We start from the raw sequence: 15,217 nt of genomic DNA, 5'->3' as shown, positions 1-15,217 counted from the left end.
TTATTTACCAATTTCGTGACGCTTACGATATACCTCATACATTAACAAACTTGCGGCTACTGAAGCATTTAAGGATGTAACTTTACCGACCATCGGTAAAGTAATTAAGAAATCACATTTTTCACCAATAATACGACTCATACCTTTTCCTTCACTTCCAATTACTAATCCAATTGGCATTTTACCATCTAAATTACGGTAATCCGTTTTCCCTTTTGCATCTGTACCAGCAATCCAAAGTCCACGTTCTTTTAATTCATCGATTGTACGAGATAAATTCGTTACACGTGCAACAGGAATATATTCAATTGCTCCAGTCGATGCTTTCGCAACTGATGCAGTAAGTCCCACAGCTCTTCTTTTCGGAATAATAATTCCATGAGCTCCTGTTGCATCCGCAGTACGCATAATAGAACCTAGGTTATGCGGGTCTTCGATTTCATCTAAAATTAAGAAGAACGGATCTTCGTTACGCTTCTCTGCCACTTTAAATAGATCTTCTAGCTCAGCATATTGATATGCAGCCACTTGAGCAATTACACCTTGATGGTTCCCCTCAACTAACTGGTCTAACTTCTTCTTTGGTGCATGTTGTAAAATAATCTTATTTTCTTTCGCTAGTGCTAGTACAATTTGTATTTGTCCTTTGGCAGCACCTTCCGCGATCCAAATTTTATTAATATCTCTTCCTGAGCGTAACGCTTCAATTACAGGGTTACGTCCGATAATATATTCACTACTCATGATGATGTGCCCCCTTCCTTTTCTTCTAAAACAGCAATTGCCTTATATACAATTTCGTCTAATCTTTCACGATTATTTAATAAGTGATGATAGCCAATTAGCGCTTCAAAGGCTGTACTATATCGATATGTTTGTACATCAGTATTTTTCGGGACAGTACCTGAATTTGCATTACGCCCTCTTCTTAGTACCGCCTCTTCTTCCTCTGTTAAAAATGCTGTCTCTAATAAATGATAAACAACTTTCGCCTGCGCTTTTGCCGAAACAAAGCTTGTCCCTAATCGATGCAATTGATTAGGACGAACTTTCCCTTTTTGAAGTAGGTGATAGCGGATATATTGTTCATATACCGCATCACCCATATATGCTAACGCTAAGCTGTTTAATTGCTTTGCATCAATCATTCTTATCCTCTTTTCCATCTTGTACCTTGAGCGGTATCTTCTAAAATAATATTACGGTCTTTTAAATCATCGCGAATTTGATCCGATAACGCAAAATCACGATTTTTACGAGCTTCAATGCGCTTTTGAATAAGTACCTCAATTTCTTCATCAAGCAACTCTTCTTGCGCTAATTCTAACCCTAAAATATCAAATAATGTTTCAAGTTGTTTTACGTATGCTTCAATTACAACTGTAGACGTATGTTCTTCCAGTAAATATTGATTTGCATGATTTGCTACATTATATAACTCAGTGATTGCATTAGCAGTGTTGAAGTCATCATTCATTGCTTCTTCAAATGCAGTCTGGAATTTTTCCAGTTCCGCTAACCATTTCTCATTATGATCTGTTAAATCAGTACTACTTTCCATACGGTGTTTTAAATTACCGTAAGCCGTTTTAATTCTTTCCAGTCCGTTATTTGTACTTTGTAGTAAATCTTCACTGAAATTAATTGGGTGACGGTAATGTACCGATAGCATAAAGAATCTAATTAGCTGTGGATCATATTGCTTAATGATATCGTGAACTAAAATGAAGTTCCCCAGTGACTTAGACATCTTCTCATTATTAATATTAATATATCCATTGTGCATCCAATAACGTGCAAATGTTTTTCCTGTTAATGCCTCAGACTGCGCAATTTCATTCTCATGATGAGGAAATGCCAAGTCTTGACCACCAGCATGAATATCGATTGTATCTCCTAAGTATTTACGCGCCATTGCTGAGCATTCAATATGCCAGCCTGGACGACCTTTCCCCCAAGGGCTTTCCCAGAAGATTTCTCCTTCTTTCGCAGCTTTCCATAGAGCAAAATCAAGAGGATCTTGTTTCTTTTCTCCTACTTCAATGCGTGCACCGTGACGTAAGTCGGCGATTGGTTGATGCGATAATTTACCGTATCCTTCAAATTCCTTCGTTCTAAAGTACACATCACCTTCTGATTCATATGCATATCCTTTATTCACAAGTTCTTGAATAAATTCAATAATGATATCCATATTTTCCGTTACACGCGGATGAACTGTTGCATGTTTGCAACCTAGTGCCGTTACATCTTCAAAATACGCTTCAACGAAACGGTCAGCAATTGTCGGCACATCTTCACCTAATTCATTTGCTGCTTTAATTAATTTATCATCTACGTCAGTAAAGTTAGATACATACTGCACATCATACCCTTTATATTCTAAATAACGGCGTACCGTATCAAATACCATAGGTGGTCTTGCATTCCCAATGTGAATATAGTTATAAACTGTAGGTCCACACACATACATCTTTACCTTATTTTCTTCTAATGGAGTAAACTCTTCCTTTTGACGCGTTAACGTATTATAAATGTGAATAGTCATTTTTATCCTTCCTTTCTACCTTTGCTTCAAGTTGTTTTTTCAATTTATCAAGTTCTACTTCCATGACCTTTAACTTATCAAAAATTGGGTCTGGAAGGTCAGAATGATTTAATTCTTGACCGATCTTTACTCCATTTTGAATAACGACTCGGCCAGGTATACCTACAACTGTAGAATGTGCAGGCACTTCTTTTAATACGACAGACCCTGCTCCAATTTTAGAATTCTCTCCAACTGTAATAGAACCTAGTACTTTAGCACCTGTTGCAATTAATACATTATCCTGAATTGTAGGGTGCCTCTTCCCCTTTTCTTTACCCGTACCACCTAATGTAACACCTTGATAGATCGTTACATTATCACCAATCTCGCACGTTTCTCCAATTACAACCCCCATTCCATGGTCTATGAAAAAACGACGACCAATTGTTGCTCCTGGATGAATCTCAATACCGGTAAAAAAACGACTAACTTGTGAGATCCAACGTGCAATAAAGAAGAAATTCTTTTTATAAAAAGCATGTGCAATTCGATGGGCCCAAACTGCATGTAATCCAGAGTAAGTCAAAATGACTTCGAAATAACTTCTTGCCGCTGGATCCTGTTCAAAAACGACTTCAATATCTTCCCGAAGCCTCTTAAACATCGACGCTCCCTCCCCTTTATGGGCTGCTTTTTCGAGTGAACTAACTCCCTTAACTCCCTACTTATCCCCCTAAATCTTTATACACGGGGATAAAACTTATACTCATACCCATTTTTACGGTATAAAAAAGACGCCTCTGTCATATTGACAGAGACGCCTTATAAGCGCGGTTCCACTCTGTTTAGGCTAAAGAAAGCCTCAAACTCATCTATGATAACGGTGTACACCGCTTCTGCTTACTTTACGCCCTAAGACGTTTCACAAAACAATTCGCTGTTCAGCAGAAGACTCGAAGGGGCATTTCAAAAATCCGCTTATAAACCACTTCCAGCCTAAAGGTGGTTCTCTCTGTAAAAAGCCTGATTTTCTACTTCTCCTTCTCGTCGCTTTTCCTTATTAGGTTTTAAGTATACTTATTATATTTCTAAATCTAGAAAATGTTAACCAATTACTTTTTGAAGACGATTTAAAACTTTTTCTTTTCCAAGAAGTGCAATAGCATTAGGAAGCTCTGGGCCATGTGTTTGACCAGTAGTTGCAACACGGATTGGCATAAATAAGTTTTTACCTTTATGACCTGTTTCCTTTTGCACTGCTTTAATAGCCGCCTTAATTGCTGCTGGTTCCATCGCTTCTAGTGCTTCTACTTGACCCGCAAATGCACGAAGTACTTCTGGTACTTGTTCACCTTTTAATACTTCTTGTCCTTCTTCTTCATAATCAACATGATCTTTGAAGAACATTTCAGAAAGCTCTACAATTTCAGCTCCAAAACTCATTTGTTCATGATATAACGCAATTACATCACGAATCCAAGCTTGTTCTTGTTCGCTTAAAGTTTCACCTATACGTCCAGCTTTCACTAGATGCGGTAAGCTTAATTCTACCACCGTATCTAAATCTTGCTTTTTCATATATTGGTTGTTCATCCATTTTAGTTTTTGAGAATCAAATAATGCAGGTGATTTTGATAAACGAGCTGCATCGAACATTTTGATAAATTCTTCTTGAGAGAAGATTTCTTCTTCTCCTACTGGCGACCAACCTAGTAGTGCAATAAAGTTAAAGATCGCTTCTGGAAGATATCCAAGCTCTTTATATTGCTCAATAAATTGAATAATAGATTCATCACGCTTACTTAACTTTTTACGGCTTTCGTTTACAATTAAAGTCATATGACCAAATTGCGGAATATCCCAACCGAAAGCTTCGTAAATCATCATTTGTTTTGGCGTATTTGAAATATGATCATCACCACGAAGTACATGTGTAATCTCCATTAAGTGATCATCTACTGCTACCGCAAAGTTATAAGTTGGAATTCCATCTTTTTTCACGATAACGAAATCACCGAAATCATTTGAATGGAATGCAACTTCATCTTTTACGATATCTTTAAACGTGTAGTCGCGATCAACCGGTACACGGAAACGAATACTCGGAATGCGGCCTTCAGCCTCAAATCCCTTCATTTGCTCCTCAGTTAAATCACGGTGGTTTCCAGCATAACGCGGTGTTTCACCACGAGAGATTTGTCCTTCACGCTCTGCTTCTAGCTCTTCTTCTGTCATATAACATTTGTAAGCTAAACCGCGTTCTAATAAATCTTCATATAATTTTTTATAAATATCTAAACGCTCTGTTTGACGATATGGTCCAAATTCACCACCAACATCAACACCTTCATCCCAGTCCATACCGAGCCATTTCAAGTATTTTAATTGGCTTTCTTCTCCACCAGCAACATTACGTTTCACATCAGTATCTTCAATACGAATAATAAACTTACCATCTTGATGACGAGCAAATAAATAATTAAATAATGCCGTACGCGCATTTCCGATATGTAAGTGTCCTGTTGGACTTGGCGCATAGCGCACTCTCACTTGCTTTTCCATAATTGGTACACCTTCCATTCTTAATGTCAACACATTCTATAATTGTACACCAAAAAAATGTGATTATCCATCTTACGAATTAAAAACCATTATTTTTTCTGTAATAAAACAACTGCTTGAGAAGCAATTCCTTCTTCTCTACCTGTAAATCCTAATTTTTCTGTTGTTGTTGCTTTTACATTGATATTGTCAATAGACGTTTCTAATAGTTCACTAATACGTTTACGCATACTTTCAATATGCGGTGCCATCTTTGGCTTTTGAGCAATAATTGTACAATCTAGATTCCCTAACTCGTAACCTTGTTCACGTACAAATTCCCAAACTTTTTGCAGCAATACAGCTGAATCAGCATCTTTAAAAGCAGGATCTGTATCAGGGAAATGCTTTCCAATATCCCCAGCTGCAATTGCACCTAAACATGCATCCGCAATCGTATGTAACAATACGTCTGCATCTGAATGACCAATTAATCCTTTCTCATGAGGAATTGTAATTCCACCAATAATTAACGGTCTACCTTCCGCAAACTCATGTACATCAAAACCTTGTCCAATTCGAAACATTTTTTACATCCTCCTCAAGCTAAACTACAGAGCTTTATGATTCTATATTATATCGCTATCCTTATAAAGAAAAGCCCGGCTGTTGCCGAGCTTTTTTTCGCTATAATCATCACTTTCATTTCTTTTGAACATGAAGGAAACTTTCAGCAATTAATAAATCCTCTGGAGTCGTCACTTTAATATTATAGTAACTCCCCTCTACTACACCTACTTGCTTCCCGATACGTTCTACGAGGCTTGCATCATCTGTACCAAGGAAACAACCCTGTTTTGCACTTCTATGAGCTTCTAACAAAAGAGAAACAGCGAACCCTTGTGGGGTTTGTACAGCTTTGAGCTGAGATCTTTCTACCGTTTCGACAACGATACCCTGCTCTACTTTCTTAACTGTATCTTTCACTGGTACCGCACAAATGGACGCTCCATATTTTTCCGCTGCAGTTAATACATCTTGAATCACTTTGTTCGTTACAAATGGACGCGCGCCGTCATGTACAAGAACATACTCAACATCACTAGTATGCTGAATGGCGTTATATACACTATCTTGTCTTTCGGCTCCGCCCTGAATAAATTGTACTGGCTTTTCAATTGGATACTTCTGCATTAATTCTTCAAAATACGGACGTTCTTCTTCGTTAATTGCCATAATAATACTTTTGCACGCTTTATCTTTTTCAAAAGCACGTAACGTATGCACAATAATCGGTACTTCATTAATAAGTAAGAACAACTTATTTTTACCAGCACCCATCCGCTTACCTTGACCAGCTGCTGGAATAATTAATGTATACATATTAATAATCCTCTACTTATAATGCTTTTTCTAATAATTTACGTTTGGCGAAAATCATACGCCCAGCCGATGTTTGTAACACACTAGTAACAAGCACATTGAGTTGTGAACCTACATATTCTCTACCATCTTCTACTACAATCATCGTGCCATCATCTAAATATGCAACACCTTGATTTTGTTCTTTTCCATCTTTGACAACATAAACACTCAGTTCTTCACCTGGGAGTACAACAGGTTTAATTGCATTAGCTAAATCGTTAATATTTAACACCGTTACCCCTTGTAATTCAGAAACTTTGTTTAAATTGAAATCATTCGTTACTACCGTTCCACCAGTGATTTTCGCCAACTTTACAAGTTTGCTATCCACTTCTTGAATATCATCGAAATCGCCTTCATAAATTTCTACCGGAATCGGCATCTCTTTTTGAATACGATTTAAAATATCTAATCCTCTGCGACCACGATTACGCTTTAAAGCATCAGAAGAATCGGCAATGTGCTGAAGTTCTTCTAACACGAATTGTGGAATCACAATTGTTCCTTCTAAAAACTTTGTTTGGCAAATATCAGCAATACGCCCATCGATAATTACACTCGTATCGAGAATTTTCCAATGAGTTGTAGATTCTTCTACCTCAGTTTCTTCGTTCTCACTATTATTATTTTTCTTCTTCCCACGTTGTGGTAATGTAAATAATCCTAGCAATTCATTCCTCTTTTTAAACCCTACTTGGAATCCTAAATATCCAAGTAAAAGAGTAAAGAACACTTGCAACACTGTGCTAATAACTGGAATTGTAAATTCACGAATTGGTATTAAAATTAAATATGCAACAATAAGACCAGAGATTAACCCTAATGTACCAAATAAAACATCCGCTACAGGCGCCTTTACAAGAGCCTCTTCAATATGCTTAATAAGTTGAACAATATAATCTACAAGCCAAAATGTTGTTAAAAATAAAATAATTGCACCAATAATTGCACGAACATACGATCCTTCCAATAAAGGAACGGCACCGATGTCTAATACATTAATAACTTTTGGGATTAAGTAAATCCCTAACGCTCCGCCAATTACTAGAAAGAAGAGCTGTACAATCCGTTTTAACATCCAACCACCTCCTACTCATTATTAACCATTGTTTCGCTAATCAAAACGCCGAATGCAAAAGCGGACGTGTTTTTTTTATAAATAGTTTTATTTACCAATATACCATATCTTATACCAAAAATGTTCTAGTGTCGTTATATTATGGAATCAATGTAATATTCTTAATTGTGTCTACTCATATAGAGATGCTCTTGGATTCTTTTTAAGCCTTCTCGTATTTTCTTCGCCCTTACTTCTCCAATTCCTTCCACATCATCCAATTCATTAATAGTTGCTCGACAAACACCTTGCAAAGTCTTAAATCGATTAATTAAATTTTCAATGATAAGTGGCGGAACGCGCGAAATTTTGCTTGTGATTCGGTATCCTCTCGGCGTCACACTTTCTTCTAAACTCATTTGTCCTGGATAGCCAAGCAATTTAACTAAATCGCTATCCTCTAGAAGTTGTGTATTCGCAAGATCTTGTAACTTTTTCAAAATTTGATGATGGTCTTGTGTTTTTTCTTGATAATAATCTTTAATTAATAACGCTGCCTCTGCCTCTAAATCAGCTAGTAGTTCTGTAAGTTGTAAACGAATTAACCTACCTTCCGTTCCTAACTCATGAATATAGCTCAATATTTCATTTTTAATCCGCAGTACCATTTCAACACTATGTAACACATGAACCACCTCGGACATTGTAACGACTTCTTCAAATTCTAGAATGCCCAAATTCGTAATACCATCATTCCATACAGCCTTATATTTTTCTAACGTTTGAATAGCTTGGTTTGCCTTTGTTAAAATAACACCTATATCCTTTAGTGTATAACGTAAATTCCCTTGATATAGTGTAATTACGTTACGTCTTTGTGAAATAGCCACAACGAGACTACCTGTCTGCTTTGCTACACGCTCTGCCGTCCGGTGGCGCATACCTGTTTCAATAGAATCAATAGATGCCTCTGGAACTAACTGTGCATTTGCAATTAAAATTTTACTTCCAGTTTCATTTAAAATAAGTGCCCCATCCATTTTTGCTAATTCGTATAAACTAGCAGGAGAGAATGCACAATTAATGTGAAATCCCCCATCAACAATACTTTTAATTTGTTCATTATATCCAAGAACAATTAGTCCCCCTGTTTGTGCGCGAAGCACATTATCTATCCCTTCGCGCAGTGGTGTTCCTGGGGCCACGAGCTGTAAAATATTAATCATACTTTTGACACGTTGCTTGTTTTCTTCCATAGCCTAGCCTCCTAATGTCAAACGAAGCGCTTCCCCTAAATTAGATACACCTACTACTTCAATCCCATCCGGAATTGTCCATCCTCCCAAATTTTTTCTAGGAATAATAGCACGTTGAAATCCTAATTTAGCTGCTTCTTGTACACGTTGTTCAATTCTTGATACTCTTCTTATTTCTCCAGTTAATCCTACTTCTCCTATTACTGCATCAGTTGGTGTCGTAGATTTATCTCTAAAACTCGAAGCAATACTTAAAGCCACAGCTAAATCAATTGCTGGTTCATCTAATTTCAAACCACCTGCTACTTTTAAATATGCGTCTTGGTTTTGCAATAATAAACCTGTTCTTTTTTCTAGCACTGCCATAATAAGCGATACACGGTTATGATCAATTCCCGTCGCCATTCTTCGAGGGTTTCCAAAACTAGTAGGGGAGATTAATGCTTGTATTTCTACTAAAACCGGTCTTGTTCCTTCCATTGAGGCAACTACTGTTGATCCTGCGACTCCAACGGGTCTTTCCTCAAGAAAAATTTCAGAAGGGTTTAAGACTTCCGCAAGACCGAGCTCTTTCATTTCAAAAATACCCATTTCATTCGTGGAGCCAAAACGATTCTTCACAGCTCGCAAAATACGATATGTATGATGACGATCTCCTTCAAAGTAAAGAACTGCATCGACCATATGTTCTAACATACGAGGTCCTGCAATTGCCCCCTCTTTTGTTACATGTCCGACGATAAAAATAGGAATTCCTTTCGTTTTTGCAAGTTTCATTAATTCCGCTGTACATTCACGTACTTGCGCTACACTTCCTGGGGCTGACGTCACTTCAGGTAAATGTATCGTTTGAATAGAGTCAATAACAACAAAAGCTGGATTCATTTCTTCAATGTGCGCTGCAATTCGCTGTAGATCAGTTTCTGCTACAACAAATAGATTACTACCCTTTACATGCAAACGATCTGCACGAAGTTTAATCTGCTTTGCTGACTCCTCACCCGATATGTATAGTACATCATATGAAGAATCTGCTAATTGCGATGAAATTTGTAATAACAATGTTGATTTCCCAATCCCAGGGTCTCCACCAATAAGTACTAAGGATCCATCTACAATCCCACCACCAAGTACACGGTTAAACTCTTGAAATTTCGTTTCAATACGTGCCTCAGATTTTGTTTCTACTTCTGTTAGGCGTCTTGGTTTTGTTACTTCCGATTGAATTGCATTGGCATAATTAAGGCGTCTTGATGATACAACCGGTTCCATCTCTTCAACAAGCGTATTCCATTGACCACAACCAGGGCATTTCCCCATATATTTTGGTGACTGATAACCACACTCTTGACATGTGAATTTTGTTTTCTTTTTAGCCATATCGTTTTATATTTCACTTCACTTTCATCTATAAACAGTTTATCCTTCTCGTACAAGAAAGAGGGCTATCTCGTAGCCCTCTTAGTTTGTCTATACTTATTTTACCTTTTCAGCACTATGAATGACAAATGATTCCCCTTCAATATCAAAGATAACTTTTTGTCCTTTCTCAATAGCACCTTTTAAAAGTTCTTCCGATAGTCTATCTTCTACATGTTTCTGAATTGCTCTACGAAGCGGACGAGCACCGTATTCTCGGTCAAATCCTTTATCAGCAATGGCTGAAATCGCTCCTTCTGTTAAATGCAATTCAATCTCTTGCTCTTTTAAGCGCTTCACTAACTGATTCACCATAAGTGTTACAATCTCTTGAATATGTTTTTTCTCAAGCATATGGAACACGATAATTTCATCAATACGGTTTAAGAATTCTGGACGAAATGCCTTTTTCAGTTCATCCATTACTTTACCTTTCATATCTGAATAATCGCGGCTCTCATCTTGTACGTTAAATCCAAGATGTTTATTACGTTTTAACGCATCTGCACCAACGTTAGATGTCATAATAACAATTGTATTACGGAAATCAACTGTACGCCCTTTGGAATCCGTTAAGCGACCATCTTCTAATACTTGTAGTAAAATGTTAAACACATCAGGATGAGCTTTCTCTACTTCATCTAATAGGACAACTGAATATGGCTTACGGCGAACCTTTTCTGTTAATTGTCCACCTTCTTCATATCCAACATATCCTGGAGGAGATCCAACTAAACGAGAAGTCGAATGCTTCTCCATGTACTCAGACATATCGATGCGAATCATTGCATCCTCATCACCGAACATAGATTCTGCTAATGCTCTTGCTAGTTCTGTTTTACCTACACCTGTTGGTCCTAAGAAAATAAATGAACCAATCGGACGTTTCGGATCTTTCAATCCTGCTCTAGCACGACGAACAGCTTTCGCTACAGCTACTACCGCTTCATCTTGACCAATAACACGGTTGTGAAGAATGGATTCTAAGTTTAATAATTTATCAGTCTCTGTTTGTGCAAGTTTAGAAACCGGTATACGAGTCCACGTAGAAACGACATTTGCAATATCTTCTACTGTCACTTCTGAGTTTTCTTTTCCTTGTTGCTCTTTCCATTGACGCTTCGTATCTTCTAACTTTTCACGTAAGCGTTGTTCCATATCACGTAAGGAAGCAGCTTTTTCAAATTCTTGACTTTGCACAGCTGCATCTTTTTCTTTTCTAATTTCCTCAAGTTTTACTTCAAGCTCTTTTAGATTTGGTGGTGTTGTATAAGAGCGTAAGCGAACCTTTGAAGCAGCTTCATCAATTAAATCAATTGCTTTATCTGGTAAGAAACGATCTGTAATATAGCGGTCTGAAAGCTTTACAGCTGCATCAATTGCATCATCTGTAATAGATACACGGTGATGCGCTTCGTAACGATCACGTAAACCTTTCAATATTTGAGTTGATTCGTCTAAACTTGGCTCATCAACGTGAATTGGTTGGAAACGTCTTTCTAAAGCCGCGTCTTTTTCAATATATTTACGATATTCATCTAAGGTTGTCGCCCCAATACATTGTAACTCTCCGCGTGCTAAAGATGGTTTTAAAATGTTAGATGCATCAATTGCACCTTCTGCTCCACCTGCACCAATTAATGTATGAAGTTCATCAATAAATAGAATAATGTTTCCAGCTTGACGGATTTCATCCATAACTTTCTTTAAACGATCTTCAAATTCACCACGATATTTCGTTCCAGCTACAACTGTACCCATATCTAGTGTCATAACACGCTTATCTCTTAATGTTTCAGGAACTTCATTATTTACAATTTGTTGTGCTAATCCTTCTGCAATTGCCGTTTTACCTACACCAGGTTCTCCAATTAATACAGGATTGTTTTTTGTTCTACGGCTTAAAACTTCAATTACACGTTGAATTTCTTTACCACGACCGATAACAGGATCTAGACGATTTTCACGTGCAACAACTGTTAAATCACGTGCTAAGCTATCCAGTGTCGGTGTATTTGCATTCGTTGAAGAACCACCTTGGTGACCTGAACTTGCTTCATTACTTCCAAGGAGTTGCAATACTTGTTGTCTTGCCTTATTTAGGCTAACACCTAAGTTATTTAAAACACGTGCTGCTACACCTTCACCTTCACGGATTAAACCAAGTAAGATATGTTCTGTTCCAACGTAAGAATGACCTAATTTACGAGCTTCATCCATAGACAACTCAATAACCTTTTTAGCACGCGGTGTATAATGTACAGTTTGAGAAGCTTCTGTTCCGCGTCCAATTAACGCTTCTACCTCTTTTTGAACCTTCTCTGGACTTAATCCAAGAGCAATTAACGCTTTTGCTGCAATTCCTTCCCCTTCGCGTACAAGCCCAAGTAAAATGTGTTCTGTTCCAATATTATTATGCCCAATACGAATTGCTTCCTCTTGAGATAAAGCTAATACTTTCTGTGCTCTTTCTGTAAATCTTCCAAACATCATAGAAATCGCCTCCTACTTGCGCTTAGTTTTTTTCAATACGTAATCGCTCACGGATTAAGGTTGCTCTTCGATAATCTCTTTCTTCTGGTCCTAAAGGTCCGCCTGCATATTGTTGTAAAATGCCTGGTTGTGTAAGAACCATTAGCTCAGTCAAAATATTTCTCGATACACCTTTTATATATCCTAAATCAATACCAAGTCGTACATCTGATAAGCAAGTGGCCGCTTCTGCAGATTGAATTAACCGACTGTTTGCTAGTATGCCATAAGAGCGATAAACCTTATCTTCAAGCTCAATACTTGAATTTTGTACAATTAATTCTCTAGCTATTTTTTCTTGCTGTATGATTTGTTGAATGACACTTTTTAAATCTGCAATAATATCTTCTTCAGATTTTCCTAGCGTCATTTGATTTGACACTTGAAATATATTACCTAACGCTTCGCTACCTTCACCGTATATTCCTCTTACTACTAACCCTAATTTTTGAATTACTTGTATAATGCGGCTAATTCTTTTCGTTAAAACGAGTCCCGGTAAGTGAATCATTACGGAAGCCCTCAATCCTGTACCAACGTTAGTAGGGCAGCTCGTTATATATCCAAGTGATTCATCAAAAGCATATTCAACCTCTTCCTCTATCCAATTATCTATTTGATTGGCACTTTGAATAGCCTCTGATAACTGTAACCCTGAAAATAAGCACTGTATCCTAATGTGGTCTTCTTCATTAAGCATAACACTAATATGTTCGCTTTCTGATAATAGACATGCTCCATATTCTGTTCCTGCAAGGTTAGGACTAATTAAATGCTTTTCAACTAATACTCTCCTTTGAAGAGGCGTTAATTCATTCATTTTTAATAGTTCAAACTCTCCAAAAGGTTCTACCGTTTTATTTATAAATTCCTTTTTAAATAATTCATGAATCTGTCTAGCTTCTTCTTCGTTTTGCATAGTAGAGAATTGATATTTTTTAAAATTACGAGCCAAACGAATTCGACTACTTAAAACAATATCAGAATCAGGGCCATCCCCCTTCATCCATGGACTAATCGCTTCATTCATAATTTTGTCCAGTGACATAGAACTATTCCCCCTCTCTATGCTCACTAAGCTGATTTTCAAGACCTCGAATATCATCCCTTACCTCAGCAGCTTTCTCAAACTCCTCTTTCTGTACGTATTGTTTCAGAATGAGTTTTAGTTCATCTAATTCTTTCTTTAAGTGAAGATTTCCTTCTATACGTTCCGGAATTTTTCCACAATGATCTGTATGTCCGCCGTGCAGACGTTTTAATAATGGCTTTAAATGTTCCTTAAATGTATCGTAACAAGAAGCACATCCAAACCGTCCCACCTTTGTAAATTGCTCATATGTCATCTTACAATCTGGACACCTTAATATACTTGTATTCGAAAGCCCGTTTTGTCCTTCTTCAAACATTGTTGATTCACCGTGTAATAACCCAGCAAATAAATCATGGAATGAAAAGTTAGACTGCGGTGATTGAAAGAAAGACGTATAGCCACTTTGTTCTGCACATTGCTCACAAAGATGAACTTCCGTCTTCTTTTCGTTGATTACTTTTGTATAATGTAAAGTTGCTGGTCTTATATTACAGTTTTGACAAGTCATCACTATCCCCACCTTTACAATAGGAACGATCTATCTGATAGTAATTTTCATACATTACTAGATTGTTCACTTTCCTTTACTTGTTTAAATAAAAGTGCGTGTTCTTTTTTCAAAACCTCTACAATATTTAACTGCCTTATCTCTTAGTTATTATTCTTTTACAAAAGCTATATTTATTTATATTTCAGTGTTCTTAACATTGCGCATAATATTCGAGCCCTAAGTTCATCTCGAGAAGGAACATCCATTGATAATACAGAACGATCTAGTACACTTAACATAAGTTTAGCTTCACGATTTGTTATGATTCCCTCTTCTATTAAACGTATAATCATACTCTCTGCATTCCCTTGCGCAACGCTATGATCAATCATATGAAGCATTTGATCAATCATGTCTATATCGTCATGCAGTTTGACTTTTATAATGCGAATGTAACCTCCTCCACCACGTTTACTTTCTACTACAAATCCTCTTTCTATCGTAAAACGGGTATTGATTACATAATTGATTTGAGATGGTACGCACTCGAATCGATCCGCAATCTCATTTCTTTTGATTTCAATCACATTATTATTACTTAAGTCAATAACTTGCTTTAGATATTGCTCAATGATATCAGATATATTTCTCATTTATCCGCCACCTTTATTGACTTTGACTATCTTTGACTTTAATTATATACGTATTAATAAAATTTGCAACTCTTTTGCTTATTCACTATCCTAGCCACATTCCCCTGTATTTAATCAAAATAATAATTATTTAAACACATTTTTTAATTACTATGGATTATAAAAGAAAATACGAAAAAACACGAGTCATTTGACTCGTGTTTAGTTGCTTGGCGACGTCC

Annotated in this window: 14 protein-coding genes and 1 other annotated feature; all 14 genes read right to left on the bottom strand. The window is 36.9% G+C overall.

Annotation, left to right across the window (positions count from 1 at the left end; all coding sequences use genetic code 11):
• The 14 genes from rlmB to ctsR all read right to left on the bottom strand — a co-directional run bounded on the left by rlmB (position 1) and on the right by ctsR (position 14,996).
• The gene (gene rlmB / locus DT250_RS25010) at positions 1-744 is read right to left on the bottom strand and encodes a 23S rRNA (guanosine(2251)-2'-O)-methyltransferase RlmB (protein WP_000093757.1); all 744 of its coding nucleotides are present in this window, start codon (positions 742-744) and stop codon (positions 1-3) included.
• Complete coding sequence (locus DT250_RS25005) at positions 741-1,148, bottom strand: Mini-ribonuclease 3 (protein WP_000564263.1); 408 nt, start codon at positions 1,146-1,148, stop codon at positions 741-743. Before DT250_RS25005 ends, rlmB begins: the two co-directional genes overlap by 4 nt.
• Before the next feature lie 2 nt (positions 1,149-1,150).
• A complete protein-coding gene (cysS, locus tag DT250_RS25000; RefSeq protein ID WP_000152265.1) occupies positions 1,151-2,548 on the bottom strand; it encodes a cysteine--tRNA ligase in 1,398 nt (465 codons plus the stop codon).
• Positions 2,529-3,194 carry a serine O-acetyltransferase gene (cysE, locus tag DT250_RS24995; protein ID WP_088061478.1) on the bottom strand — a complete coding sequence of 222 codons (666 nt, stop codon included), beginning with the start codon at positions 3,192-3,194 and terminating at the stop codon, positions 2,529-2,531. The genes cysS and cysE overlap by 20 nt, the downstream gene beginning before the upstream one ends.
• 146 nt (positions 3,195-3,340) lie before the next feature.
• Positions 3,341-3,587, bottom strand: a binding site (T-box leader).
• A gap of 47 nt (positions 3,588-3,634) precedes the next feature.
• Entirely contained in the window at positions 3,635-5,092 is a 1,458-nt protein-coding gene (gltX, locus tag DT250_RS24990; RefSeq protein ID WP_088061476.1) for a glutamate--tRNA ligase, read from the bottom strand.
• An 89-nt stretch (positions 5,093-5,181) separates the two neighbouring features.
• Entirely contained in the window at positions 5,182-5,658 is a 477-nt protein-coding gene (ispF, locus tag DT250_RS24985) for a 2-C-methyl-D-erythritol 2,4-cyclodiphosphate synthase (RefSeq protein ID WP_000488386.1), read from the bottom strand.
• A gap of 115 nt (positions 5,659-5,773) precedes the next feature.
• Entirely contained in the window at positions 5,774-6,454 is a 681-nt protein-coding gene (gene ispD, locus DT250_RS24980; RefSeq protein ID WP_048562648.1) for a 2-C-methyl-D-erythritol 4-phosphate cytidylyltransferase, read from the bottom strand.
• Between the two features lie 16 nt (positions 6,455-6,470).
• Positions 6,471-7,574, bottom strand: coding sequence for a PIN/TRAM domain-containing protein (locus DT250_RS24975; protein WP_000919686.1), 1,104 nt, complete (start codon positions 7,572-7,574; stop codon positions 6,471-6,473).
• Between the two features lie 161 nt (positions 7,575-7,735).
• A complete protein-coding gene (gene disA, locus DT250_RS24970; protein WP_000392165.1) occupies positions 7,736-8,809 on the bottom strand; it encodes a DNA integrity scanning diadenylate cyclase DisA in 1,074 nt (357 codons plus the stop codon).
• Between the two features lie 3 nt (positions 8,810-8,812).
• The gene (gene radA, locus DT250_RS24965) at positions 8,813-10,189 is read right to left on the bottom strand and encodes a DNA repair protein RadA (RefSeq protein ID WP_001085205.1); all 1,377 of its coding nucleotides are present in this window, start codon (positions 10,187-10,189) and stop codon (positions 8,813-8,815) included.
• Positions 10,190-10,285: 96 nt separating this feature from the next.
• Positions 10,286-12,721 (bottom strand): ATP-dependent protease ATP-binding subunit ClpC, encoded by a 2,436-nt coding sequence (gene clpC, locus DT250_RS24960; RefSeq protein WP_149213881.1) that lies wholly within the window; start codon positions 12,719-12,721, stop codon positions 10,286-10,288.
• A 22-nt stretch (positions 12,722-12,743) separates the two neighbouring features.
• Entirely contained in the window at positions 12,744-13,808 is a 1,065-nt protein-coding gene (locus tag DT250_RS24955; protein ID WP_088061474.1) for a protein-arginine kinase McsB, read from the bottom strand.
• Positions 13,809-13,812: 4 nt separating this feature from the next.
• The gene (locus DT250_RS24950) at positions 13,813-14,361 is read right to left on the bottom strand and encodes a protein-arginine kinase activator protein McsA (protein ID WP_088061472.1); all 549 of its coding nucleotides are present in this window, start codon (positions 14,359-14,361) and stop codon (positions 13,813-13,815) included.
• A gap of 173 nt (positions 14,362-14,534) precedes the next feature.
• The gene (ctsR, locus tag DT250_RS24945; RefSeq protein WP_001244556.1) at positions 14,535-14,996 is read right to left on the bottom strand and encodes a transcriptional regulator CtsR; all 462 of its coding nucleotides are present in this window, start codon (positions 14,994-14,996) and stop codon (positions 14,535-14,537) included.
• Positions 14,997-15,217 lie beyond the last annotated feature (221 nt).

Origin of the sequence: Bacillus sp. AR2-1, from assembly GCF_008368755.1 — a bacterium.
Taxonomy (GTDB): domain Bacteria; phylum Bacillota; class Bacilli; order Bacillales; family Bacillaceae_G; genus Bacillus_A; species Bacillus_A wiedmannii.
The sequence above is the reverse complement of the archived record's forward strand: the minus strand, read 5'-3'. Positions and strand labels throughout refer to the sequence as shown.

Coding starts and splice junctions, on each gene's coding strand:
- DT250_RS24955 (WP_088061474.1), bottom strand. CDS start 13,808: ATGTCACTGGACAAAATTATGAATGAAGCGATTAGTCCATGGATGAAG.
- disA (WP_000392165.1), bottom strand. CDS start 8,809: ATGGAAGAAAACAAGCAACGTGTCAAAAGTATGATTAATATTTTACAG.
- cysE (WP_088061478.1), bottom strand. CDS start 3,194: ATGTTTAAGAGGCTTCGGGAAGATATTGAAGTCGTTTTTGAACAGGAT.
- radA (WP_001085205.1), bottom strand. CDS start 10,189: ATGGCTAAAAAGAAAACAAAATTCACATGTCAAGAGTGTGGTTATCAG.
- DT250_RS24950 (WP_088061472.1), bottom strand. CDS start 14,361: ATGACTTGTCAAAACTGTAATATAAGACCAGCAACTTTACATTATACA.
- ispF (WP_000488386.1), bottom strand. CDS start 5,658: ATGTTTCGAATTGGACAAGGTTTTGATGTACATGAGTTTGCGGAAGGT.
- ctsR (WP_001244556.1), bottom strand. CDS start 14,996: ATGAGAAATATATCTGATATCATTGAGCAATATCTAAAGCAAGTTATT.
- clpC (WP_149213881.1), bottom strand. CDS start 12,721: ATGATGTTTGGAAGATTTACAGAAAGAGCACAGAAAGTATTAGCTTTA.
- DT250_RS24975 (WP_000919686.1), bottom strand. CDS start 7,574: ATGTTAAAACGGATTGTACAGCTCTTCTTTCTAGTAATTGGCGGAGCG.
- DT250_RS25005 (WP_000564263.1), bottom strand. CDS start 1,148: ATGATTGATGCAAAGCAATTAAACAGCTTAGCGTTAGCATATATGGGT.
- gltX (WP_088061476.1), bottom strand. CDS start 5,092: ATGGAAAAGCAAGTGAGAGTGCGCTATGCGCCAAGTCCAACAGGACAC.
- rlmB (WP_000093757.1), bottom strand. CDS start 744: ATGAGTAGTGAATATATTATCGGACGTAACCCTGTAATTGAAGCGTTA.
- ispD (WP_048562648.1), bottom strand. CDS start 6,454: ATGTATACATTAATTATTCCAGCAGCTGGTCAAGGTAAGCGGATGGGT.
- cysS (WP_000152265.1), bottom strand. CDS start 2,548: ATGACTATTCACATTTATAATACGTTAACGCGTCAAAAGGAAGAGTTT.